Annotated in this window: 22 protein-coding genes, 1 tRNA gene and 3 pseudogenes; 6 read left to right on the top strand and 20 right to left on the bottom strand. The window is 54.7% G+C overall.

Going from position 1 to position 22,976, the window contains the following annotated elements; all coding sequences use genetic code 11:
- Positions 1–43: 43 nt before the first annotated feature.
- The 3 genes from ACIPLA_RS13285 to ACIPLA_RS13275 all read right to left on the bottom strand — a co-directional run bounded on the left by ACIPLA_RS13285 (position 44) and on the right by ACIPLA_RS13275 (position 3,027).
- Positions 44–1,096 (bottom strand): 3-keto-5-aminohexanoate cleavage protein, encoded by a 1,053-nt coding sequence (locus ACIPLA_RS13285; RefSeq protein WP_218399203.1) that lies wholly within the window; start codon positions 1,094–1,096, stop codon positions 44–46.
- Between the two features lie 87 nt (positions 1,097–1,183).
- Positions 1,184–2,032 carry a TauD/TfdA family dioxygenase gene (locus tag ACIPLA_RS13280; protein WP_218399202.1) on the bottom strand — a complete coding sequence of 283 codons (849 nt, stop codon included), beginning with the start codon at positions 2,030–2,032 and terminating at the stop codon, positions 1,184–1,186.
- 14 nt (positions 2,033–2,046) lie between these two features.
- A complete protein-coding gene (locus ACIPLA_RS13275) occupies positions 2,047–3,027 on the bottom strand; it encodes a quinone oxidoreductase (protein ID WP_008072383.1) in 981 nt (326 codons plus the stop codon).
- A 231-nt stretch (positions 3,028–3,258) separates the two neighbouring features.
- On the opposite strand from ACIPLA_RS13275, the pseudogene ACIPLA_RS13270 reads away from it, so the two are divergent.
- A pseudogene (locus tag ACIPLA_RS13270) lies at positions 3,259–3,624 on the top strand (GntR family transcriptional regulator); the annotation flags it as partial.
- A 130-nt stretch (positions 3,625–3,754) separates the two neighbouring features.
- On the top strand, positions 3,755–3,937 hold the full coding sequence (locus tag ACIPLA_RS13265) for a hypothetical protein (protein WP_218399201.1): 183 nt from the start codon (positions 3,755–3,757) through the stop codon (positions 3,935–3,937).
- Positions 3,938–4,059: 122 nt separating this feature from the next.
- Here ACIPLA_RS13265 and ACIPLA_RS13260 read toward each other — a convergent pair whose 3' ends face one another.
- Together ACIPLA_RS13260 and ACIPLA_RS13255 are read right to left on the bottom strand one after the other, a co-directional pair.
- Positions 4,060–4,635 carry a hypothetical protein gene (locus ACIPLA_RS13260; protein WP_218399200.1) on the bottom strand — a complete coding sequence of 192 codons (576 nt, stop codon included), beginning with the start codon at positions 4,633–4,635 and terminating at the stop codon, positions 4,060–4,062.
- 184 nt (positions 4,636–4,819) lie between these two features.
- Positions 4,820–4,948, bottom strand: coding sequence for a hypothetical protein (locus ACIPLA_RS13255; RefSeq protein ID WP_256349037.1), 129 nt, complete (start codon positions 4,946–4,948; stop codon positions 4,820–4,822).
- Positions 4,949–5,077: 129 nt separating this feature from the next.
- On the opposite strand from ACIPLA_RS13255, the gene ACIPLA_RS13250 reads away from it, so the two are divergent.
- A complete protein-coding gene (locus ACIPLA_RS13250; protein WP_401173459.1) occupies positions 5,078–5,620 on the top strand; it encodes a DinB family protein in 543 nt (180 codons plus the stop codon).
- Positions 5,621–5,701: 81 nt separating this feature from the next.
- On the opposite strand, the gene ACIPLA_RS13245 is transcribed toward ACIPLA_RS13250, so the two are convergent.
- The 9 genes from ACIPLA_RS13245 to ACIPLA_RS13205 all read right to left on the bottom strand — a co-directional run bounded on the left by ACIPLA_RS13245 (position 5,702) and on the right by ACIPLA_RS13205 (position 16,028).
- Positions 5,702–5,968, bottom strand: coding sequence for a hypothetical protein (locus tag ACIPLA_RS13245; RefSeq protein WP_218399197.1), 267 nt, complete (start codon positions 5,966–5,968; stop codon positions 5,702–5,704).
- Positions 5,969–6,130: 162 nt separating this feature from the next.
- Positions 6,131–6,553, bottom strand: coding sequence for an RDD family protein (locus tag ACIPLA_RS13240; protein ID WP_218399196.1), 423 nt, complete (start codon positions 6,551–6,553; stop codon positions 6,131–6,133).
- Between the two features lie 701 nt (positions 6,554–7,254).
- Positions 7,255–10,161: an AMP-binding protein gene (locus tag ACIPLA_RS13235; RefSeq protein WP_401173579.1), complete on the bottom strand. Its 2,907-nt coding sequence runs from the start codon at positions 10,159–10,161 to the stop codon at positions 7,255–7,257.
- A 115-nt stretch (positions 10,162–10,276) separates the two neighbouring features.
- Complete coding sequence (locus ACIPLA_RS13230) at positions 10,277–10,921, bottom strand: LysE family translocator (protein WP_401173456.1); 645 nt, start codon at positions 10,919–10,921, stop codon at positions 10,277–10,279.
- 30 nt (positions 10,922–10,951) lie between these two features.
- Positions 10,952–12,307, bottom strand: coding sequence for a diaminopimelate decarboxylase (gene lysA, locus ACIPLA_RS13225; protein ID WP_401173454.1), 1,356 nt, complete (start codon positions 12,305–12,307; stop codon positions 10,952–10,954).
- A gap of 81 nt (positions 12,308–12,388) precedes the next feature.
- Positions 12,389–12,982: an adenylyl-sulfate kinase gene (gene cysC, locus ACIPLA_RS13220; RefSeq protein WP_218399192.1), complete on the bottom strand. Its 594-nt coding sequence runs from the start codon at positions 12,980–12,982 to the stop codon at positions 12,389–12,391.
- Positions 12,983–13,029: 47 nt separating this feature from the next.
- Complete coding sequence (locus tag ACIPLA_RS13215; protein WP_007992552.1) at positions 13,030–13,749, bottom strand: sulfotransferase family protein; 720 nt, start codon at positions 13,747–13,749, stop codon at positions 13,030–13,032.
- A 77-nt stretch (positions 13,750–13,826) separates the two neighbouring features.
- Entirely contained in the window at positions 13,827–15,002 is a 1,176-nt protein-coding gene (locus ACIPLA_RS13210; RefSeq protein WP_218399191.1) for an argininosuccinate synthase domain-containing protein, read from the bottom strand.
- 42 nt (positions 15,003–15,044) lie between these two features.
- Positions 15,045–16,028, bottom strand: a complete 984-nt coding sequence (locus ACIPLA_RS13205; RefSeq protein ID WP_401173452.1) for an aldo/keto reductase — start codon at positions 16,026–16,028, stop codon at positions 15,045–15,047.
- 165 nt (positions 16,029–16,193) lie between these two features.
- Between ACIPLA_RS13205 and ACIPLA_RS13200 the strand changes: the two genes are divergently transcribed.
- Positions 16,194–17,141 (top strand): LysR family transcriptional regulator, encoded by a 948-nt coding sequence (locus ACIPLA_RS13200; protein ID WP_218399189.1) that lies wholly within the window; start codon positions 16,194–16,196, stop codon positions 17,139–17,141.
- A 4-nt stretch (positions 17,142–17,145) separates the two neighbouring features.
- Here the strand turns inward: ACIPLA_RS13200 and solA are convergent, their stop codons facing one another.
- Genes solA through proC form a run of 4 tightly spaced genes read right to left on the bottom strand, consistent with a single transcriptional unit; the run spans position 17,146 to position 20,882 of the window.
- Positions 17,146–18,315, bottom strand: a complete 1,170-nt coding sequence (solA, locus tag ACIPLA_RS13195; protein WP_401173450.1) for an N-methyl-L-tryptophan oxidase — start codon at positions 18,313–18,315, stop codon at positions 17,146–17,148.
- Positions 18,284–19,210 (bottom strand): EamA family transporter, encoded by a 927-nt coding sequence (locus tag ACIPLA_RS13190; protein WP_148050152.1) that lies wholly within the window; start codon positions 19,208–19,210, stop codon positions 18,284–18,286. The genes solA and ACIPLA_RS13190 overlap by 32 nt, the downstream gene beginning before the upstream one ends.
- Complete coding sequence (locus ACIPLA_RS13185) at positions 19,194–20,069, bottom strand: methyltransferase (protein ID WP_123498788.1); 876 nt, start codon at positions 20,067–20,069, stop codon at positions 19,194–19,196. The genes ACIPLA_RS13190 and ACIPLA_RS13185 overlap by 17 nt, the downstream gene beginning before the upstream one ends.
- An 18-nt stretch (positions 20,070–20,087) precedes the next feature.
- On the bottom strand, positions 20,088–20,882 hold the full coding sequence (gene proC, locus ACIPLA_RS13180) for a pyrroline-5-carboxylate reductase (RefSeq protein ID WP_401173447.1): 795 nt from the start codon (positions 20,880–20,882) through the stop codon (positions 20,088–20,090).
- A 535-nt stretch (positions 20,883–21,417) separates the two neighbouring features.
- On the opposite strand from proC, the pseudogene ACIPLA_RS13175 reads away from it, so the two are divergent.
- Together ACIPLA_RS13175 and ACIPLA_RS13170 are read left to right on the top strand one after the other, a co-directional pair.
- Positions 21,418–21,510 (top strand): annotated as a pseudogene (locus ACIPLA_RS13175) (cell wall hydrolase); the annotation flags it as partial.
- A 699-nt stretch (positions 21,511–22,209) separates the two neighbouring features.
- Positions 22,210–22,383 (top strand): annotated as a pseudogene (locus ACIPLA_RS13170) (integrase); the annotation flags it as partial.
- 60 nt (positions 22,384–22,443) lie between these two features.
- Here ACIPLA_RS13170 and ACIPLA_RS13165 read toward each other — a convergent pair.
- Together ACIPLA_RS13165 and ACIPLA_RS13160 are read right to left on the bottom strand one after the other, a co-directional pair.
- A tRNA-Pro gene (locus ACIPLA_RS13165) sits at positions 22,444–22,520 on the bottom strand.
- 89 nt (positions 22,521–22,609) lie between these two features.
- On the bottom strand, positions 22,610–22,930 hold the full coding sequence (locus ACIPLA_RS13160) for a MerR family transcriptional regulator (protein WP_401173577.1): 321 nt from the start codon (positions 22,928–22,930) through the stop codon (positions 22,610–22,612).
- Positions 22,931–22,976: the final 46 nt, after the last annotated feature.

Below are 22,976 nucleotides of genomic sequence, written 5' to 3'. Positions count from 1 at the left end.
GTGCAGCGAGCGGGAAGCCATTGCCCCCCGCTTCGTCTGCCGATCAGCCGCGTTGCGGCACACCTTTCTGCCCGGCCTTGCGGTTGGGGGCCATGCCATTGGCCAACAGGGTTTCTTCGATGCTTTGGTACTGCACACCGATGCGGTAGATCTCACGGGCTTCTTTACCCGTGGCGATTTCGCGACCCAATTCATGGGCGATGCGTACGGTTTGCTTGATCTGCGCAACCGAGCCGAAACGATCGCCCTTGTGATCAATAATAGTGTCTTCATTGCCCACACGCGGGTGCATACCCATGGCCATCGACATGGTGTTGAACGGCATCACGTTTTTGAGCAGCGACTCGGAGGTCAGGGTGCAACCGTCTGGCGCGCGGTGGATGAAGTTGAAGAAGTTGAACGGATTGGGGCCATCGAAACCGCCGCCGATACCGATCCAGGTCAGGTTCAACGGGCCCTTGTAGACACCCTTGCGCACCAGACGCTCGAGGGTCTCCATGGCATGCATGCCGGTCAGCTGGAAGTGCGGCTGGATGCCGTTGTCCGTCAGACGCTTGAGGTGCTCGGCGACCCAGGCCGGGCCGGCCGGTACGGTCATCTCGCTATACGCCGCCTGATAGGCAGGATTGGCCAGGGACGTGCCTTCCAGGTATTGCGGATACAGCAGTTCCATGATGTTCATCTGGGTGGTGTTGATGGCCACCGTGACCTGATCCGGTTTTGGCGTCAGCTCGGCCAGCATGTGCCGGGTATCGTCAGACAGCCATTTGGCGGCTTCGCCATCGCTTTCCGGCGCGAAGGAAATCGAACCACCGACCTGGATGATCATGTCCGGCACGGCTTCACGCACACCGGCGATCAATTCGTTGAACTTGGACAGACGCTTGGAACCCTTGCCGTCCAATTCACGCACGTGCAGGTGCAATACCGTTGCACCCGCCTCATAACACTCAACCGCCTTCTGCACCTGCTCGTCCATGGTCAGCGGGATGTCTTCGGGGAAGTCTTCCGGCATCCACTCGGGGCCATACGGGGCCACGGTGATCACCACCTTTTCCATGTTTTCCGGGTGCAGGGAATCGTCGAAGAATTGCATGAGTTACTCCTATTCTTATGATTGTTCCGCCCACCCGGGATCGTGCCGGGCAGGCGTGTTTACGAGTGCGAATGCAGTGGCGGTCGATCAGTAAGTCTTGTCGCCGATGATGCCGGCGCGTTCCATCTTGCGATGGCACGGCGGGTAATCCATGACGGCGTAGTGCTGGGTACTGCGGTTGTCCCAGATGGCGATGCTGTTGGGTTTCCAGCGCCAGCGCACCTGATACTCGGGGATGTAGGCCTGGCTGATCAGGTAACGCAGCAGTTCACCTGCGCCCGGGTTGGCGTCCTGGCCGAAGCGCACCCGCTCGGGGGTGTGGTAGTTGCTCAAGTGCGTCGTGAAGGCGTTGACGAACAGCACCTTTTCCCCGGTTTCCGGGTGGGTGCGCACCACCGGGTGCTCGGCATCCGGATACATCGCCTTGAGCGCCAGACGCTTTTCGATCGGCATGGCGGCACCGAAACTCGCCTCGATGCTATGGCGCGCGCGCAGGTCGGCGATCTTCACCTTCACGTCTTCGGGCAAGCGCGCATAGGCCTCGACCATGTTGGCCCACATAGTGTCGCCGCCCACCGGAGGGCACTCTACGCAACGCAGCACACAGCCCATCGGCGGCGCCTCGCGCCAGGTCGCGTCGGTGTGCCAGGCGTTTTCGTAGCGGTCCATCGGCTGGTCCGGGTTCTTGTAGATGCGCACCAGCCCGGGATGATCCGGATCACTGCCGGCCACCGGATGATCCTCCAGTTCGCCAAAGCGCCGGGCGAATGCCACATGCTCCTCGCGTGTGATGTCCTGATCACGCAGGAACACCACCCGATGCTTGAGCAGCTGAGCACGAATCTCGGCAAAAAGACCGTCGTCATGGACTGCATCGGCGAGGTTGACGCCCACCAGTTCCGCGCCAATGTTGCAGGTCAATTGTTCGACTTTCATGGCAGACAACTCCCTTAAATGACGAAAATCGATGAGCCCGTGGTTTTGCGTGATTCCAGGTCGCGATGGGCCTGCACGGCATCCTGCAAAGCATAGTGCTGGTTGATCTCGATCTTGATCCGGCCGCTGCCGACATGATCGAACAATTCGCCCGCCAACGCGGCTTTTTCCGCCGGATCGGCGATGTAATCGGCCAGGGCCGGACGGGTCAGGAACAGCGAGCCTTTCATCGCCAGCAATACCGGATCGAAAGCCGGGATCGGGCCGGATGCCGTGCCGACGCACACCATCAAACCGCGACGCTTGAGCGAGTCCAGGGAACCCATGAAGGTGTTCTTGCCGACACTGTCGAACACCACGTTGACCCCAACGCCGTCCGTCAGCTCGCGAACGCGCTGGGCGACGTCTTCATGGCTGTAATTGATGACATGCTCGCAGCCATGGGCCCGGGCAATTTCACCCTTTGCCTCGGTGGACACAGTGCCAATGACGTTCAGGCCGAGCAGCTTGGCCCACTGTGAAACAATCAGGCCCACACCACCGGCAGCGGCGTGCAACAGAATGCTGTCGCCGGGCTTGAAGTCGTAAATGCGTCGCATCAGGTACGACGACGTCAAGCCGCGCATGGTCATGGCTGCGGCAGTCTCGAAACTGATGGTTTCCGGCAGCTTGATCAGCGGCGCGGCCGGGATCAGACGCTCGGTGCTGTAGGCGCCCAATGTATTGAGAAAACCGGTGTAGGTGACGCGATCACCGACTTGTACGTTGGTCACCCCTGCGCCGATGGCCTGGACCACACCGGACGCTTCAACCCCCATGCCGTTGGGCATCGGGATCGGGTAAGTGCCATTGCGAAAGTAGGTGTCGGCATAGTTCAGGCCCACCGCCACATGACGAAGACGAACCTGGCCTGGACCGGGATCGCCGACTTCGACCTCTTCATAACGAAGGACTTCGGGACCACCGGTTTCGTAGAAGCGTACGGCTTTGGCCATTTTTTCTTATTCTCCAGTCTCAAGTTGGGCGTGCTGCGTCGAATTGCGCTGATTGGACTGTAGGACGCCGCCTGGTGAGTCGCTTCTCATCAGACGACAATGGCTTTTCATTTCATGACAGCGGGCACTGCATCAACAGCTGCCATGGATGACTTATCCAGTGCCTCTCGATACCCTGCGGGTACCTGATGGTGTTCCAGGTCAAACCACCTCCCTCCAGACGAGCATGTAATGAAATCCCCTGCAGGTTTGCTGCTGTCGGCTATTGAGCTGGACCGTACCAGCGCCATCCCCCTGTACCGCCAACTCTATTTGCAGATTCGCAAGCAGATTCTCAGCGGAAAGATGCAAGGGGGCGTGCGCCTGCCGTCGACGCGGACCCTGAGCAAAGAATTGGCGCTGTCGCGGATCACCATTCTCAATGCATTCGATCAGCTGATTGCCGAAGGCTTTTTGGCCTCGCGCACTGGGGCGGGCACCTATGTCGGCAATGAGTGGGAGAGCCGAGGGATTGCCGACGAAGAGCAGCGCCAGCCACCGCGCCTGTCCGACCTGAGCCAGTCCATGCTGTCGTTGCGCAGCAGTCACTTTCGCGGGGGCGGTGCAAAGCTGATCGGGGTCGACTTCATTGAACAGGCCAAGACCTTTCGGTGGAGCTCTCCCCTTGGGCTTGAAATCGTTGAGGGTTGCGACTATCAGTGAGGTTCAATCCTTCGAGGGCAATAACATGCCAACGACTGAAGAATCGATAATTGCAGCAGCAAGGCTGCGCGCCGCATACCGGGGAGAAAACGAGGCGCTGGCTGCGGCTTCAGCGCTCGAGGCCCTGGGAGTGCTGAAAAAAACTTTGAAAGGAGATAAATACCAAGAGGCGCTCGAAAGACTGTATATCGAGTATTCAACCTCTTGATCCACCTGTGCCGCCTTAGCGGCGGCACATTGTTCACTTATTGAGGACAGTGTGAACTCGCATCACCTCGGAAGACCGCAAGAGCAACACCGCAGAAACGAGAAGGAACAACCGACCTGGCTTCACTTGCTGCCAGTACGTGACCACTCATCTCCCCTGACGCCCGCTGCACTGGCGACTATCAGCGCCACTACACAGGCAACCAACGAGAACAGAGCAAAAGCCCCCATCACATGCAAGTAAGGAAGTACGTGATTCCACGCTCGAGCTACCCCCAGGAAAGCGGCAAATAACCAGCCGCTCATAGAGAGAGCCCCCAAGAGAGCGAGGCGAGTGCGGCCGGAGTTGCGTAACAAGACAAAGGGGGCCTTCTGCAGCAGCGGGAAACCGATCCGATGCAACAAAACACCATTGAGGCTAAGCAGCGCGACAACACTCACCTTGGCCCAGAGCTTTTGATTGAGCAGATACGCGCTCCCCTCATAGAGGTAACCCTGTAGCACCAGCAGCAAGCCACTTCCCCAAAGAGCCAATAGCGCGAGCGTGACGATTTTTTGGGTCTCGTCGAGATACTCACGCTGTATCTCACTCAACACATCCTTGCGCCAGCTCCATAGCTTTTGATCCGCCTGTAACACCCTCCCCAGAGCAATACAGGTGGCAATCAGATGACCATACACGAGTAGCATTTTGAGCATTACCTGGACCTTATTTTTATATGGGCAATGCACTCCCTCGCACCCTCGATATGAAACTAAATGATACAGATTCATATTTGTATCAACAAGTTACACAATCAGCCATCCATCTGGAAGCGGCTGTTTTTGCGGGGTTTTTCCTTAGCCCGGCGCTTGCGGAGCTGACGAGTCTGCTTGGTTAACGTCAGCGAGCCGACGGGTGGGGGCAATGTGCCCCAGCCAGCGGGCCGATGGTGTCGACACAACCGAAGATCTCGTCGTAGTAATCGTCATCGGGGATGTCGTTGCGTTGGACCTCAAACGATGTGGACACCGTCTCTGCTAAAATCTTGCCCGGCCCGCCCAGGCTTGATACAGCCCGCCAAAATACAAAAGCCCAGCACTAGACTGGGCTTTTAGATGAGCGAGGATCGCTTATCAAACCACTCAAAGGATGAACACGATGAGCCGCACTAGCCATATCTGTCTGATGGCAACCTATAACGAGTGGATGAGTGCCAAGGTCTATGAAGCAGCCAGGGGCTTGTCCGATGAAGTGCTCTCGGCGGACAGGAAAGCTTTTTTTGGCTCTATTCTCGGGACTCTGAACCACTTAGCGGTCGGAGATACAATCTGGCTGAAGCGATTCGCCAAGCACCCAACGAACCACTTGGCACTGGAGCCGGTGAGGCAGCTTCCTGATCCGAAAAGCCTCGATCAATTGTTGTTCTCTAATATTCGAGAGCTCTCAGCGTATCGAGAATGGCTCGACCGAATAATCATCAAATGGGCTCAATCCATTACGGAGTCCGATTTAGACAGCCCCTTCAATTATGCAAACATGAAGGGTGTAGTGTCCGCTAAGGATTTTTACAGCCTGGTCATGCATTTTTTTAACCATCAGACCCATCATCGCGGCCAAGTTACAACTCTGTTTTCGCAGGCGGGTGTCGACGTAGGCGATACGGATCTAGTCGTTTTGATTCCATCCGAGTCCTGCACTTAGCAAAATCCAGCATTTAGACTGGGCTTTTCACGTCAGGACATGCGGAGTTTCAGGCCACCATCCCTATCAAAATCCGCATGTTCATTGTCCGCTCCCCTGCTTTTGATTTGCCTGCTGCATTTTTCTATAAGCATCAAAGCACAGGACCCGAAAGAAAGTGGAAAACTGCTTCACTGAGGCTTCCTTGCCCTCCTTTGTTTCCTCCACGGGATAAAGCTCAGCAGCAGAGAACATTGTCTTGGTCAGTCCTGTTTCATCTTTAATCGGATCGTAGTCGGGGATTAGCGACTTAGTCTCTTCAATAGGACGCTCGTACTGCCTGCCATGCATTATGTAAGCTGCTGTCAAAGCAGGCTCCGTGCACCCGCCTGGGACCCCTGAAATCCTGATTGTTTCCGCTCCCGCATGCAAAGACAGAAGCATCAATGCCAGAGCTGGAACGCCTACTACTGTCACAAAAAACCGCATGATTCTTTCTCGCCCGAAAAGTGGGGACCCTAGCGTTTGCCTTTACTTGGATCGGATCACGATCGTAGATGCGAGCATGTCACCAAGCCGTTTTCGCGAACCAAAGAAAATAAATATCCAGTCAAAAATACTCAGAAACGGCGTAGTGATGTTGCGTACAAAAGATTGATATAGATTGCAGTTAAGGTAGCTGCGCTCATCAATCACGGACATCCCCAGCAGCTTTTTACCCAAGCTCTGACCGTTGGGCATTGCATCGGAAAACAGGTAATACGCCGCGCCTGATCCTAAAGCCAGGAGGGCGACCACGGTTGGCGGTAAACCAACAAACTCGGCTGCTCGCCCTACGGCATAGAACAGAAAGAAGGTGGTTATGGAGTCAATCATTTGTCCTCCCCACCGACGTCCCAGGCCAGCCAGATTTTTGGGCTTCTGGTACTCGCTTTGGGTGTTGCTGATTTCCATGCGTTGTCACTCCGTTGGTATATGGATACAGGAGTATCGGCACCACGTTAGCAACATTGAATTACATCGTTTCACCAGCGACCTACCGCAGCATGTGATTGATTGCGCATCTTTGTGTCTGAGAATCAGATGTGCTCTGCGGATACATCGTTGTACATACGATGCCGACAACCTTCCCTTGGTCAGAATTGATCTCACATACTCATAACGGGCAGCACACCCTAGTGCAGCTTCGATGAGCTAGTGGACTGGCTTGGTTCCGTCGTATTGAATGCGGAGCCATGTAAGGGCGAAGGTCAGCCCCATAGCTAAATCGTTCTCTCAGGCTGTCAGTACCAATAGAAGACCGGCAGCATCACCAGTCATACCCGGGCGCTGAGCTTGGACATTTGATTGAAGCTGCGAACACGGTCAGCAACCGATTCGCGTGGACCGGTGCTGACAATTTTGAAGAAGAAGCAGGCGTGAGAAATCGAGAAGTCACGTAAATGTCACGCGCATGAAAAAGGCCAATGCTGTGAACATTGGTCGTTCACTATTTGTATTAGCTGCGAAAGGGAGCGTTCGGCCGGTGATGCTTCAACGAGTTGATTAAACAGGTCGATTGGCCCAAGCCTTCCGGAATCTGTGGATTCAGTTCGCAGTATCGGTTGAAGATCTGCCGGGCCTGAACAGTTTCATATCATTAGCCGTTAAAAAAACTAAACCAACTCACCCGCCAACCGTTCCACAAACGGCTCAAATTCCGAAAGCGTGACCATCAGTTCCTGATACTGGGTCAGACCCAGTCGCTGACGGCTCGATTCACGCAAGTTCACATCCGAAGGGTCAGTAAACAAGACTCTCTTCGAAGTGTCGGCCGCCAGGATGCCAGCAATCAGCATCGATTCGCAGTCCGCACGCTCCGATATCTGCGCGACAAAGTCACGGTGATCGACGACGCTGACCGACATGCCTAAGCGATTGGCACAATGGGCCACCAACGCCTCGAACGTTACAAACTCAATGGCCGTGACATCCACTTGTTGTGCCAGCAAATCGAAGGCTTCGGGCGCCGCGACAAAATGACAAATCCAGTTGGCCAAACGGTCTGCCGGCAGTAAACCAATGTACCCGTAACCCGCGGGCACCTGCCCGAGTCGTAGGCATAATTTCAGCAACAGGTGCACCAGGGATTTTTTATGGCTGTAGCCCATGCTCACCGACGGCAAGACATCATCGATCCGATAGATCTTCGCTCGCATCCCTTGCGCCTGGGCGTCCAGAATCAATCGGTCCGCCAGGTATTTCGTATAGCCGTAGCCATTGATGCCGTTCGACCGGGCATGCTCATCCAGCTCGGCTCCCGTCACCCCGACCTGACCATCGAGCGAGCATCTGGCCGCCAACGAGGAAACATGGTGCAGGCGCTTGAAGGTCGACTCGTTGCAAAACCGGATCAACTCGGCAGTCCCCTGCACGTTAGCGGCATACAGATGGGAAGGCTCGGACAAGAAATTCACTTCAGCGGCGCTATGGATGACCTCGTCCACGCTCTCGGTCAGTTGTATCCACTCTTGCGGATCGAGGCCAATGCAGGGTGACCTCAGATCCCCGAGGACAGCCTTGAGTCTGGTGGTATCCAATACTCTTCCGGTGAAGGCATTGGCGTAGATGGACATCAACCGCGCCTGGGCTGACTCAAGGGTGTCACCGCGCAAAAGTACCGTCACCCTCAACGCGGTAGAGGTCAGCAAACGCTCCAGAATATGGATACCGACAAAACCGGTCGCTCCAGTGAGCAGAATTTCCTGGATGCGCCTCTGCGACTGCCCCCAAGGTCGCAAGGTGTGGCTGTACAAAGGCGCCATTTCAATGGCTTTGGTGCCGGCGTTGCCATCGAACAATGCCGCGCCAAGGCTCAGCGGTGTCGGGTGGCGGTAGAGGGTCTGTAAAGCCAAAGTCCGGTTGAAGCGCGCGCCTATCAAAACCTTGAGTGAAACAGCAGCCAATGAATCCCCGCCCCACTCAAAAAAATTCGAGTCCTGACAAAAACAATCGCTCAACAGCACCTGACGAAAGCACTCAAGCAACTGATCCTGCGTCGAGACGGCCGGGGTGGGCGCCTGGAAAAACTGCCAGCTCCCGATGAATGCGGCTGCAATGGCGGTGTAATCCAGTTTGCCATTCGGACTGACCGGCAACGTTTGCAGGTGCAGAAAGTATTGTGGGATGTGCGTCAGGGGCATAAGCCGACCGAGTTCTTTTCGCAGTTCACAGACATCGATCGCACGCTCTGCGGTGTAGGCCAATGCCAGCGTGGCGTCGCCCTGTGCAGCGTTGACGACGACTGCCGCGGCATCGCGCACTTGGACAAAAGCTTCGCGAAAACGCGCGTTCACCTCATCGAGTTCGATTCTGACACCCCGCACTTTCACTTGATGATCGTGGCGTCCATGAAACTCCAGCAACCCGTCTTCACGCACCCGCGCCCGGTCGCCTGTTCGATAAACGAAAGCCCCCGGCACATCGGGAAACAGGTTTGGCACAAAGGATTTTTCCGTCAGCTCGGGCTCGTTAAGATAACCGTTGCCCACACAGATTCCCCCCACCACCACCTCGCCGACGATGCCGTCTGGCAGCACCTCCAGTTGCGGCCCGACGATTCGCACGTAGGTATTGTCGATTGGGCGTCCAAGGGGAATAGCTCCGGCATCAGTGTCACGCACCTGGTGAAACACCATGCCGATAGAGGCTTCCGTATGCCCATAGGTGTTGATGATGTGCACACCGGGCAGGATCCGGCGAAAGGAATGGACGGAAACCGGGTCAATGGCCTCACCGCCGATCAGCACATACTGCAGGCTCTGCAAGTGAGATGGGCAGATTGCCCCTTGCTCCAACGCCCGCACAAGAACCTTGAAAAGCGATGGTACAAAATCCGTCATCGTGACCTGGTGACGACGAATATGCTCGACAACGCAGTCCAGATCCCACAGCTCACGCCGGTACGGAATAATCGTTGTGCCGCCACTGGTCAGAGGCCATAGCAGTTGCCAGATCGAGGAATCGAACAGCGGCGCACTATTTTGGTAAACCACATGCCCATCGCCAAAGTAGCGACTCATGTAGCGGAATTGATTGGCCACCCCGGCGTGATGATTCAAGGCACATTTGGGCGTCCCGGTCGTGCCTGATGTAAAGAAACCATAGAGGTTTGTGTTGGCACTGCTGCGCGATGTCCGTGGTGGCAGTGTCGCATCGTCACAGTCAGTGCTGACCTCCAGACAAGTGAGGCCGCAAAGCTCGGGTCTGGGCGCTTCACCTCTGGGCACATAAACAAACCGGGCACGGGTACTGGCCAATACGGCGGCCATGCGATTGGCTGGCCAGGACAAGTCGATCGGTATGAGCACGGCACCGACCATCATCGCGCTTAACCAGACCACCGATAACTCGACACCTGCATCGACTCCGCACAACAGGCACTCCCCCCCCTGCAATCCAGCCTCCTCCAGAGACGCTGCGTTATGGCTGGCCATAAGCATCAGGTGACGGTAGCTGACACGCTCGGTGCCGCTCACAACGGCAATGTGATCCGGCGTTGTCGAGTGACTCTGCAAAACCATTTCCAGGACGTCGCAAGACAACTCGACATCAAAACCAAAGGCAGTACTCAGGGGAGCGCCAGACATAAATAAATCCCTTTATTTGCAAACTATCCCAGGCTTGCTGATACACGGATCACAAGCTGACGGTGGTGGCCAAACGTATGCTCAGTCCAATCAAAACTGCGCCCATGACTCGATCCAGCCACTGTCCTGCATTGGGGTGGGTGCGAAGCCTTTCTGTGGCTTTGGCTGCCACCAGGACGAACGAAACTTCAACGACGATGGCAACCAGGATTACCAGGCTGCCTAATAAAAAGATCTGTAGCGCGGGAGCCCCCATGGACGGCTGAACGAACTGAGGCAGGAACGCCAGAAAGAACAAAGCGACTTTCGGGTTAAACACGTCGATAAGAATGCCCTGCTTGTAGGCTTGCCATACACCGTATTGCTTGACCTGCGCGTTGTCCTGATCATGAACGGACCCCGTGGAGGGCATGACACTTTTCACGCCCAAGTAGAGCAAATAAGCTGCACCGGCATACTTGAGTGCATCGAAGGCATTTTCCGAAGCGGCAATTAGAGCGCTGACACCGCAGGCCGCCAGAACCACATGGACAAAGGCACCGCTACAGACCCCCAGCGCCGAGGCGATACCGACTTTTTTTCCTGAGGATATCGTCCTCGACAAGATGTAAAGCAGGTCGGGCCCTGGAGAAATATTCAACAAGAGTGCCGAAAATAAAAAAACAAGCCAAAACGTTTCATTGTCCACAGTCACTTCCAGCCGCCTTAATCAAACAACAGAGGATTACTTAACCAGCTTCAAACTTTTAGCATCAGACTTGACTGTTTCAATGCCGTCCATTTCCCTGGCAACGAGATCCTCGTAGCGCTCTCTCTGGCGCACGACTTGATAGTGCTCGCCCATGACCACCACTTCAGCCGGACGAACTTTCGAGTTGTACTGGCTGGCCATGCTCATCGCGTAGGCACCCGCCGAAAAAACGGCCAGGGTGTCATGTTCCGAAAGCGTCGGCAGCGGACGCGACAACGCGAGAAAATCCCCTGTTTCACAAATCGGCCCAACCACATCCACCGGCGACAATGCCCCGTCTGGCCGGGGTTGCGAAGGATTGGTCGCGTGCGTCCAGTGCCCGTTGAAATCGCCATATCGGATCGGCCACATGGCATGGTGGGCACCGTAAAGCGTGGGTCTGAGCAAGATGTTCATGCCGGCATCGACAATGACGATCTGACGGTCCCAGCCATCCTTGATGTATTCGACGCCGGTCAACAACACGCCGGCATTGGCGCTGATAGAGCGACCGGGTTCAATCACGAACCGCAGGCCGCGCGCCTTGAGTCTCTTAAGCCGGTGAGAAATGACGCTGCCCATTTCCTGCAACGAAATGCTATTGGAATGAGAGGCTTCGTATATGGCTGGAAAACCACCACCGATATTGATCGTATCGACGGTGCCGCCCGCCTGTTCCACCTCATCCAACAGCGTCTCGATGACGTCTATGCAAGCCAGATAGGAAGCGCTGTCATGGATAGGCGAGCCAATGTGCGCATGGATTCCGAAAACGTCGACGTTGCCGTACAAACCCTCTGCGTAAAGCCGCGCCGAACGCGTCACCGGAATGCCGAATTTGGTCTGACGTCCTCCCGTAGATGTTTTTTGCGGGGTATCACGGTCAGCAACGTCGGGATTGATCCGAATAGAAACCCTGGCCCTGCAGCCGCACTGACCCGCAATAGCATCAATCCTTGCCAGTTCCCCCTCAGACTCAACATTGAACTGATAGACGCCTGCCTCCAGTGCATATTTGATTTCCTCCGCAGACTTGCCCACCCCGGCAAATACAATGGTTTCGGGGCGAGCACCGGCCAGCAGGGCTCGATAGATTTCGCCACCACTGACGACGTCCAGACCTGCGCCGTGCTCCACCAGAAACTTCAGGATGTTCAAATTGCTGCAGCTTTTGACTGAGAAACAAATCAGCGGGTCAATCAGTAAAAAAGCATCGCGCATGTTTTGCAAGTGCGACGCCAAGGTACTCAATGAATAAACAAACAAGGGTGTGCCCAACTTTTCAGCCAGGCTGTCCAGGTTCACCCCTTCGGCATGCAGAACACCTTGTTTGTAACTGAAACCGTCCATTCGAACCTCTCTGAAAAACCCGGCAGTAAAATAGTCATTGCATGTTTTTTAATGTCAGTCGTACGGCGACGCGTCGACAAATCAATTCAACCTGCCGCTCTCGCGCAAATAAGCAATAACGCTGTCGGCACTGCTCTCAGGGCTCTGCGGTGTCCCTCCGATCAGGATATCGGGGGCCACGGGGCGTTCGTATGGCGAGTCTATGCCGGTGAAATTCGTGATTTCACCCCTCCTGGCCTTGCTATACAGCCCTTTGGGATCACGCCGTTCACACACTGCCAACGGGGTGTCGACGAAGACTTCGATGAAGTCCGCTCCCAGCAACGTCCGAACCGTACTGCGGTCCTGTTCGAAGGGAGATATCAGCGCCGCGAGGACAATGATTCCACTGTCCAGAAACAGCTTGGTGACTTCCCCCACGCGCCGGATATTTTCAATACGGTCATCGGCGCTGAACCCCAGGTCACGGCACAAGCCATGGCGAATGTTGTCGCCATCGAGCACCACCGTGACGTACCCCAACTCGAACAACTTCGCCTCCACCAGCCTCGCCACTGTGCTCTTGCCGGCCCCACTGAGGCCCGTGAACCACAAGGCACAAGGCTGCTGACGTAATTGCCGCGAACGCATGTGCGGCAGGATCGCTCCAGCGTGCCAGCCAAGATTTTTCGACATACAGCGCCTCACTCAAAACGAAACAGCGTCTCGACTCAGTTTGAACATCACAGGTAAGACAGGAACTTCTTGTAGACAACCAGGTTGTCGTCATAGAAGGACTTCAAGCGCGGGTCGTTATCGACACGTACCGCATAGTGCTTGCTGACCGGTCTTATGGAGGTGCTCTGGGCCGCATCTTCATGCCAGTGCCGAGTGCGCTCCCACACTCGGCGATGACCGGGTTCCCACTGCAAGGATTCGGGTTTTTGTTCAATGCCTACTTTGCGGCAAAAGTCCGCGATAACGTTTTGCGGAGCCAGCACCAACTGGTTGGCATCGACAATGACCGGATCATGTACGCCTCTCGCTCTGGCGGCGCAGTACAACGCATCAAGGTGCTGGTAGCCGACTTGTTGTGAGGTCAACTGCGGGTTCATTGCATAGTGCGAGTTGATGACTTGCTCGGGGTTTCTGATCATGAACACATGGTGCGCGTCGTCCGGATAAGCACCTTCATCGATAAACCCTGCATAAGAAAATTCGCAGGTGTCTTTAATGAACACATTGCCCTTGTCCAATAACGTTCTGACATGCGCGAACAACCTGTCCGGCGAATCTATCCGGTGCGTTTCACCCTGTACTTCATGGGTAAAAACATGACCGGCAGCCAAATCGCACAACGGCTCATGCAGTACCGTGAAATCGCCCCTGGCTTCAATCATTCGCACGAACGCCGTTGACAGCGAGCGCGGCGGCGCCCACAAGATCACTAACTTGTTTGTCATTCCCTTGACCGCTCAGCTCGGGTAACTGAAAGAGCACAGCAAAGGTATCCCTGCGCTCATGTGAATCGCCAGTCGGATCAGGCAGATTCAAGGATGTTTTCGGTGATCCAGCGTTGCCCGCCATGGGCAAAGCGATACTGCTGCGCCGTGAATCGATTCCGGCTGTAGTTGTAAACACGGTCAACCAGATAGCTGCCCTTGTATAACTTCACGTCCACATAACCATCGGCCCATTGCACTAACTCATTCACCGCTTTGAAGGCCGCCTGAGTGGCCGGATCGTACAAACGACCGGCATACGTCTGCCGGGCAATGAACGTCGAACTGAAACGCAAGACTTCCCAGGAGTCTTTATCGACAGTCGCCTGATAAAGGCTCTTCAATGCCGTGGCGATCAAATCCAGACCGGGTGACTCATACGTGCCCCGCCCTTTCGTGCCATTCATTCGATTCTCGAGCACTGCCTTGATCACGACACCATTGCGCCCGGCGATTTCGTTGGCCATCGCCACCGCTTCATAATGGGACAGGACCTTGCCGTTGATTTCCACCGGGTAACCTTTCTCGAACCGGATGGTGCAACGTTCTACCTGTTCGGGCGCCTGCTCCGGGCGCACCCCCATGATTGGCTGGACGCTGTCCGGGGAGTTGGCAATGGACTCAAGCTCAACACTCTCATGGGACACGCCGCCGAGATTGGCATCGATCGAATGGGCAGCCTTGTCACGCAACAACTGTTCGTTCTTGTCTATTACCGCCCGGCCCATATCGCTACGGGTCTTGAAGCGTTCAGCCGTCGCACTGTCCTGCCAGGGGGAATAGGGCATGATCTGCGGGGCAAACATATTCAGGTAGTACGTGAACCGAAATTCGTCGTTGCCACCGTGCACGGCTCCGTGGGCCAGGACGTTGCATCCCTTGGCGCCAAGCGCCGCGACCAGCCCCTTGACGGTGACGGCACGGGCAATGCCGGTGGTGTTCCAGTAGCCACCATCGTAATGCGCCTGCGCCCTGACAGCGTTCAGGCATTCAGTCGCCATATCTTCCTTCAAGTCGACAACATGGGCGGCATTGAGCAGATCGATATTACGGGTACAGAATTGATGGGCCTCTTCATTGGGCTGGCCGATATCAACAATGAACTGCTCGAAATCAATTTGCTCATTCTCGAGTAGCTGGCTAATGAACAGACTGACCAGGCCACCCGATGAGCACACGCCTACTTTGCGGTTCTTCAACTCTGAAATTTTCATGACATTCCCTTGATCAAGATAGAAGACACTTCGTAAGAAATGTTATTGCGACCACTCTGTCGGCGTTCGGTCCCAGCGATGACCTGCAAGACGCTGCAGAAGTTCGGCGTCCAAGGAACCTTTCGATGAACACGCCAGGTTCTGCGAAAGGTTCCTTATCGCCCGCATGCCGGGGATAACCGTATGAATGTCCGGATTCGAAAGGATGAAGCGCAATGCACACTCAGCCATTGACACCCCCTCGGGAATGTCTTTTTTCAACACCTCGACTCTATCGACGGTGGCGTGCAGGTTCTCCGGAACAAAGTAACTGTTACGCCAATCGCCTTCCGGCCACACGGTTTCTTTCGTCAATACCCCCGTCAAGGACCCCTCGTCGAACGGCACCCTGGCGATCACGCCCACATTGTGTTTTTTGCAGGCAGGAATAAGGTGGTCCGTGGGCGCCTGGTCAAAGATGTTGTAAATAACCTGAACGCTGTCAATCAATCCCGTCTCCAGTGTCTTGATGACATTGTCAGGCTCCCACCGATTAACACTGATGCCGATGCCTTGAATAACCTTCTGAGACTTCAGGTCATCAATCACCCGCATCCAGCTTTCATCTTGTGCCCAGTCGTCTTCCCAGACATGAAACTGCATCAAGTCAATAGAGTGCATTCCCAGATTGTTCAGACTCTTATCAACAAACTCTCGAATATGATCGGAGGGGAAAACATCATTGAGCCGATCGCCTCGTTTGGAAGGCCACTCCCTGTTCTTTGGTGGAATCTTTGTGGCAACGACAATCTTTTTATCGGGATTGCTCTTGAGCACTCGGCCCAGCATGTGTTCGCTGTGCCCACGGCCATATATCCATGCGGTATCGAAAAAATTGCAGCCTTTATCGACAGCCAGTTGCAGAGCCTGCATGCCTTGTTCATCGGCAGAGCCGGTCCAGCCTCCTTCGCCGCCGGCAATACCCCACATGCCATAACCCACCTCACTGACTTTCCAGCCAAGCCTGCCAAACGTTCTGTAATTCATCGTGTTATCCATAACCACCAATAATCCAGAGCACTTGCTTAAGTACTGAACTTGCTTGCTGGCTATTATCTGCAACGTACAGTCAGATTAAAAATATCAATTTACTCAGTATCGATTCATATCTGATATGGTTAAATCCTACCCATTACTGAGGCAAGGATCGCCATGGCAACGTTGAACTTCAGGCATATCGAGATATTCTGGGCGGTCATGACGACAGGTAGCGCGACAGCCGCCGCAGCCCTGCTGCGCACCTCACAGCCGACAATCAGCCGAGAACTGGGCAGGCTTCAGTCAGTGACCCAGTTGACGTTGTTCAAACGCGCCAATGCCAAACTGATCCCGACCGAACAAGCGCTGATGCTCTTCGACGAAGTCAAAAGGGCTTATTTTGGCCTTGAGCGGATAGCCAAAGCGGCTGACGCCATTCGCCAGTACAAGCACGGGCAAATCACCATAGTTTGCCTGCCTGCTTTCTCCCAGGCCGTGGCGCCCACTGTCTGCAAACATTTCCTCGATCAATACCCCGGAGTGGGAGTCAGCATCACTCCCCAGGACTCTCCCCTGCTCAACGAGTGGCTTTCTTCACAGCGCTTTGATCTGGGGCTTATCGAGGACACCATTGCCCCCCGTGGCACAGACCTGGAGACCATCTTCACGTCGGACATTGTCTGCATCTTGCCCACCGACCACCGACTGTGTGAAAAAGCCGTCCTGTACCCCGAGGACTTTGAAGGCGAACACTTTATTTCTCTGGCGACCAACGATCCCTATCGCAACAAGATCGACAGTTTTTTCGACAGTCTCGGAATCAACAGACAGTTGGTAGTTGAAACGCACAGCGCAGCGGCAGTCTGCGCGACGGTGGCCCTAGGGGTCGGCATCGCAATCATCAATCCACTCACAGCACTGGCCTACGCCAAACTTGGGCTGAAAATTCGCGGGCTGTCACTTTCCATTCCGTACACCGTCAGTGTTGTTCGCCCGCAGCATCGCCCCTATTCGCCGCTGGTCGACAATTTCATCAGCTCATTGAGGCATTGCTGCCAGGTGCTGACCAGTCAGCTCCAATCAATCACTGACAGCGAAAACAGACCGCACCCAGACCAGTGACAGCTCACCCGGCCTTATCGAAGCGAGCTTTGGAGAAAGCCGGGGCAATGTGCTGCAGCGACTCGCCAAGAACCGCCCAGGACAGCCACTCCCCCAACCCAGTTGCGAATTTGAAACCGTGCCCCGAACATGCAGACACATAGAACACACCCGGCAGTAGCGCCGACTCCCCCAAGATAAACGACTCATCCGGGCTCATGGTGTAGATGCATTTTTTAGCGGCATAGGGCGTTGGGTCCAGGGATGGAAAAAGCGCTGCCACACACTCGGCGATTTCCTCCCTTGCCGAGCGGCTGACGGGCTCCAGTTGGGTCCCCATATCCAGATCCGTTTGCTGACTGTTATGAAAACCTATCTTGATCCCGGGTTCGGTCTCAGTGATCTGCGGGGTACCGTACAGCAAGCGGCCATCGGAGAGTTCATACAGGAAAGCCGGAAAATTCTTGAAGCTGTCGGCGCTGCCCGGCCTGGGGCTGAACCAATAAATCGGGACGCTTTTAGGGCGCAACAATCCGGCCAAGTCGGGGATCAAACTATCGGTCAAGGTGCAGCCGGTCGCTAGCACGACCCGCTCCGTCTCGATGACTTCGCCATCAGACAATCGAATCAAAAGCCTGCCTTCGCTGCGATGTATTTCAAGAACATGGCTACCGAAACGAATCTGGGCACCACTACGCACGGCAAGATTGAGCATGTGCAGCCTGCTGGCGTCGGCTGCAATCGTGTAAGCGCCTTCCTCGACAATACCTTCCATGTCTGGCTGCACCCGAAAGGCCGGAAACATCTGCGTAATCTGTTGTGCATTCAGTTGCTGATGGTCAATCCCGCCTGCCCGCGCCGTGGCGGCACTCTTGGGTACCACGCCTGAACTCTGCGGCCCGATGAAAAGGCCACCGCTACGCCACAGCAAAGGATGATCACTGGACGCCTCCAGTTCGTGCCAAAGATCATTGGCTTGGGAAAGCAAAGGAAGGTATTGCGTGCCCTCCCAATACGCTTGCCGGAAAATTCGGGAGCCACCGTAGGATGAACCCAGTCGATTGATCGGCGCTCCAGCATCGATACCCAGAATGTTGGACTGGCGAGTCGACAGGCGCCACAACGTGGCGCTCCCGACAATGCCCAGCCCGATGACGACAGCGCTATATTTTCGACCCACTTTCTTCAACTCCATTTGATCCAAGGAAGCCTTTCAATACAGGTTCAAAGATGACCAGTATCATGCCGAACGCAATAGCCGCAAAAGCCAGCAACGTGTAAGTCGAGGCTGGTTGCCCGTAGATCTCGACAGCCACAATGAACTGGGTCAATGGCAGGATGAACTGCAACAGCCCCATGGCCGAAATGGGCAAGCGCCCGGCAGCAAACGAAAACAACGCCAGCGGAATGATCGACACCAGCCCGCAGCCAATCAGCAGCGCCTGTTCATACCCGCCGAAGCTGGCGGGCAAGGGTATGAACCCATCGAACAGAAACAGCAGCGGGCACAGCGCGCAGGCAAGCACCAAGGACTCCACAAACAACCCGTTGAGCGGGCTCAATGACGTGAGTTTTTTCAGCCAGGTGTACAGCCCCCATGTCACACCGATGACGACATAGACTCGGGCATCCAGATCGCCGCTGCCTGTGACCAGGAAAAGGACACTTAAGCAAACGATGCCCAACGCAACCGCTTTCAGGGGGCTGAGCCGTTCCCGATAGACCAGCAACCCCACTGCAATACTCACCAAGGGGGCGATCAGGTATCCCAGCCCGCTTTCCAGCACCCGACCGTGAATCGAAGCCCAGATAAAGGCCCCCCAATTGGTCGCCACCAGTACCGCAGCACAGCCATGAAGCACTACTTGACGCAGCTTCAGTCGGTGAAACAGCGCGAGCAGATCTCGCTTCACCCACAAGATCAATGTGACGGTCGCTAGCGAAAGCACCACTCTGTAACCCACCAGAGCAATAGCATTCATGTCATGGAACACCCTCCAATAAAGCGACGACAGTCCCAGAAACAAGTTGGACAGTCCGGCAGCGAGCATCCCGGTCAGAAAAGGTAAACGTTTATTGCCCGTTGCCATCGATTGACCTTCTGCTGAATGTCAGCTCCAGGATTTCATAGGACCAAATGATGTCGCCCTGCTCGTTAAAGCGACAATACGCGGCGCCCTGGCGTGTCCAATCGACGATTTCCTCGTGGATCAATCCCTGAAGTTGCCGCCACTGCTGCGTGTACAGCATCAGCGGAAACTCATGTCGCTCCAAAAGGCACCAGTCAATGTGGTAATCGGCCTCGTGCTTTTGACACAAGGCATGCATCACGGCAGGAATACCCACCAGCGAGTTCAGGCCAATAATGAGTTTTGCGCCTGGCTTGAGAAATAATGGCACTTCATCAAAAAAGCGTTTGAGCGTGCGATCGCCATAAAACATCGCCTCAATGGACAGCCCCTGAGCCGACTCGGTACGTTGCAAGGCCTGTAGAAACGCCGCCGAAGGGGTTTGCCAGCCAGGAGGGTTGAACAGAATCACATCAAAGGCGTCGTTGGTGGGATCCAGGCCATCGAACAGGTCACTGTGGATAAATCGGACATCGCCCGTGCCAAGATTGGCAACCTCATTGATCCTCGCCACATCAATCGCCTGGGGTGAAATGTCCGTGGCCGTGACTGACTTCATACCCAGGCGGCGCAAGAGCAGCGAATGCACGCCACTGCCCGTTCCTATATCGAGAAAACGAGCATCGGCGTATTGCCTTCCGAAACGCCTTGTCAGTAATGAACCAAATGCTTTGCCGGCCGCGCTGACTTTGAACACTTCAGGGTGATCCACCAGTGTGAGGCACTGACCCAAACCAAAATAGAGCGAGTAACTGACGTCCTCCGCCGGTGGAGAATCGATGTTTGGAGAGGCTGATTGCAAATTTACCTGGGCACTCATCAAGCTATCCTTTTCTCATTACTTTCCGAGTTCTACCGAGCGACGCGCCGCAGCCCGTAACGCCGCTTTGACGATGCCCTTGATATCCGCATCAACAAACGTGTCGATAGCACGCTCCGTCGTACCGCCTTTGGTTTGTACATCCTTGCAGACTTGCCAGGCGGGCTTGCCCGTTTCGCGTATCAACCGGGCAGTGCCGTGCAGTAGCTGAGTTGCGATCAGTTCAGCCTGACGGGCATCGAAACCTTCCTCATGAGCATATTCCTGCAAGGCGTCGGCAAAAAAGGCGACCAGCGCTGGACCGCCGCCTGCCAGGGCCGTGCCTGAATCAATCTGCGCTTCGTCCTCAACACGAATGACCAAGCCGATTGCACCGAACACCTGCTGTGCAGCAGCTGTCAGTTCGGGACGGGCTTGCGTCGGGGCGTAATACAGTGTCACGCCTTCACCCACCTGTGACGGTGTATTGGGAATCGAACGCACGACGTTGCAATGCCCCAACTCACGGGTCAGCGTATGCAAAGTGATGCCGGCCATGACCGAGATGACCGGGCCGCGATGTCGTTTGAGCAGCTCGTTTTGTACCAATGCCTGTTCGAACTGCTGTGGAGGGACAGCCAGAACAACAATGTCGTCGTCCTCAAGTCTTTCGAGGCGGGTACTGACCCGGAAACCATCAGTGGAATATTTGGCGCTACGCTCGGCATCAACCTCGACAACACGAAGACTTTCGGTACCCTTCATCTGCTGACGAAGGCCGTAAAGAATGGCCCCCCCCATATGCCCTGCGCCCAACATATGTACCGCTCTCATAAACAGTCCTTTATGTATGAATAGAAGTATCGCACCACTTTACGGGCCAAGAAAAAAGCCAGTAACGCTTGCATAAAATTCCATATCAAATCGAGGACTGTCAACGCATATCAGATATGCATAACGGGTAAAACAATTGATATTGTTCAACGCATAACAAGGGGGTGTAAATTATAAAACTAATCTTCATAGCTACCACACAACACAACTTCCTAACTGCACACTAAAAAGAAGCTAACTTTTCCATTGAAAAATCCTCAAACCTCTAGTGTGCCACCTCAGAAATAAGATCCCTATTGATCGGTGAAGCCAGTGCCTCACGGGCGCATTGTATTTTATTCAAAACATCCTCTCCCTTTGCATTCCAGATACAGCCCAATGACGTCCCAGAATTTCTCTTCGATGTTTGGACAAAACGCCAAAGTGGACTTCAGGCCCAAACGGAAACGGCGAGGATTCCACCCAGAGCCAGGCGTTTTGTAGGGGTAAAAACGACCAAAAATAAAAAAGGGTCGCAAGGTAAAATCTCGCAACCCGTGACGAATCGCTCGCAGGTCAGATCGCAGTGGCTTGGACCATTCGCAATCGCGTGAATGACGGTCAGACAAAGTCTTGGTGGGGCGAGGGCTAATTGGCGGTTAGCGACTCGAGTTCTTTGATGGTGATTTTGGCCATGAAATGGATTCCCCCCTACTTTTCCCCCCACAAAAACGTCGGCTCTTGATGGGCGTTCCTGGACTCTCGTAGAGCAGAACACCGCTGGAACTCAAGTAAATACTATCTTAGAAAAATCCAGAGTAAAATTTTGGAGTTTTCAAGAAGTATGAAAAAGGAGATGGGGTGCTAGGGGGCGAGTGTTCGAATCACTCCGTTCCGACCATATAATTCAAGGCTTCCCCCCAACGTGTACGCGCGAGGATATCGCGATATTTTTCAGTTTCGGCCATATGTATCTCCGGGCGTAAAAAAGCCCGCACTTGGCGGGCTTGGGGAATACCTCAGCTACTTGTTTACTCAGCACTCATTTTCAGAAAAAGAATCGCTCCAGGACGTACTTTTGACGCCCGAAATCGATAGTTGGACATCCATCCCCCCCGAGCTACCATCAGGGAATGGATGATACTGACCTGGGCAAAGTATGAGCACCGAACCTAAGCACGGATGGAAATGGGCTTACCAAAAACTGCGTGGGATGTACTTTTCACGCGGGACAGCCTTCTACAGAGCAACGCTTTATTCCCTTCGGGGCGATACGGGGTCGTTCTACGTTGATCGCAGCTGGGAGAAGGTGCGCCTTCGACGGTGATTGCATCACTCGTTTTGCGACGTTCTGATCGATATTTTCAACCACGCCGCGGCAAAGGGACTGTACCCGGACATCCCCGCCGCCAGTACGATCAATCGCAGCGAGAAGAAACAGCGCAAACGCCATACTGTCGAAGGTCTTAAAGCGATCAGGGAAAAGGCGCCAGCCTGGCTACAGAACGCGATTGGTTTTGCGCAGGGACAAAAAAGCCGATCTATTTGATCGGCTTAAGTGTCTGATTCTACTCAGTAAATATGGTCGGGACGGAGTGATTCGAACACTCGACCCCTAGCACCCCATGCTAGTGCGCTACCGGACTGCGCTACGCCCCGACTAGGCGTTGAATCTGTTCCTCATCTCGAGGAACGCTCAAGAATATATCGCAAGCTTTTGAAAACTGGAAGTATTTAAAAGCAGGAATTTATTTCTTGAGAACCACCAGCACATCTTCCAGCTCGGCGATCATCTGGCGGATCATTTGTTTGTATTGGGTGGTATCGTCTTTGGCTTCATCACCGGACAAACGCAAGCGTGCGCCGCCGATGGTAAACCCCTGATCGTAAAGAAGCGCGCGGATCTGCCGGATCATCAGCACGTCCTGGCGCTGATAATACCGGCGGTTTCCGCGGCGTTTGACGGGGTTGAGTTGAGGAAACTCCTGCTCCCAGTAGCGCAGCACGTGCGGTTTTACGGCACATAGCTCGCTGACTTCACCAATGGTGAAGTAGCGTTTGAACGGGATGACGGGTAGCTCGTCGTTATGACTTGGTTACAGCATAAGCCTCAAC

It is taken from the genome of Pseudomonas sp. NPDC086112, assembly GCF_044746425.1.
Lineage (GTDB): Bacteria > Pseudomonadota > Gammaproteobacteria > Pseudomonadales > Pseudomonadaceae > Aquipseudomonas.
This window is presented reverse-complemented; position numbering and strand designations above follow the sequence as displayed.

Coding starts and splice junctions, on each gene's coding strand:
- ACIPLA_RS13285 (WP_218399203.1), bottom strand. CDS start 1,096: ATGCAATTCTTCGACGATTCCCTGCACCCGGAAAACATGGAAAAGGTG.
- ACIPLA_RS13280 (WP_218399202.1), bottom strand. CDS start 2,032: ATGAAAGTCGAACAATTGACCTGCAACATTGGCGCGGAACTGGTGGGC.
- ACIPLA_RS13275 (WP_008072383.1), bottom strand. CDS start 3,027: ATGGCCAAAGCCGTACGCTTCTACGAAACCGGTGGTCCCGAAGTCCTT.
- ACIPLA_RS13265 (WP_218399201.1), top strand. CDS start 3,755: ATGCCAACGACTGAAGAATCGATAATTGCAGCAGCAAGGCTGCGCGCC.
- ACIPLA_RS13260 (WP_218399200.1), bottom strand. CDS start 4,635: ATGCTCAAAATGCTACTCGTGTATGGTCATCTGATTGCCACCTGTATT.
- ACIPLA_RS13250 (WP_401173459.1), top strand. CDS start 5,078: ATGAGCCGCACTAGCCATATCTGTCTGATGGCAACCTATAACGAGTGG.
- ACIPLA_RS13240 (WP_218399196.1), bottom strand. CDS start 6,553: ATGGAAATCAGCAACACCCAAAGCGAGTACCAGAAGCCCAAAAATCTG.
- ACIPLA_RS13235 (WP_401173579.1), bottom strand. CDS start 10,161: ATGGTTTTGCAGAGTCACTCGACAACGCCGGATCACATTGCCGTTGTG.
- lysA (WP_401173454.1), bottom strand. CDS start 12,307: ATGGACGGTTTCAGTTACAAACAAGGTGTTCTGCATGCCGAAGGGGTG.
- cysC (WP_218399192.1), bottom strand. CDS start 12,982: ATGTCGAAAAATCTTGGCTGGCACGCTGGAGCGATCCTGCCGCACATG.
- ACIPLA_RS13215 (WP_007992552.1), bottom strand. CDS start 13,749: ATGACAAACAAGTTAGTGATCTTGTGGGCGCCGCCGCGCTCGCTGTCA.
- ACIPLA_RS13210 (WP_218399191.1), bottom strand. CDS start 15,002: ATGAAAATTTCAGAGTTGAAGAACCGCAAAGTAGGCGTGTGCTCATCG.
- ACIPLA_RS13205 (WP_401173452.1), bottom strand. CDS start 16,028: ATGAATTACAGAACGTTTGGCAGGCTTGGCTGGAAAGTCAGTGAGGTG.
- ACIPLA_RS13200 (WP_218399189.1), top strand. CDS start 16,194: ATGGCAACGTTGAACTTCAGGCATATCGAGATATTCTGGGCGGTCATG.
- solA (WP_401173450.1), bottom strand. CDS start 18,315: ATGGAGTTGAAGAAAGTGGGTCGAAAATATAGCGCTGTCGTCATCGGG.
- ACIPLA_RS13190 (WP_148050152.1), bottom strand. CDS start 19,210: ATGGCAACGGGCAATAAACGTTTACCTTTTCTGACCGGGATGCTCGCT.
- ACIPLA_RS13185 (WP_123498788.1), bottom strand. CDS start 20,069: ATGAGTGCCCAGGTAAATTTGCAATCAGCCTCTCCAAACATCGATTCT.
- proC (WP_401173447.1), bottom strand. CDS start 20,882: ATGAGAGCGGTACATATGTTGGGCGCAGGGCATATGGGGGGGGCCATT.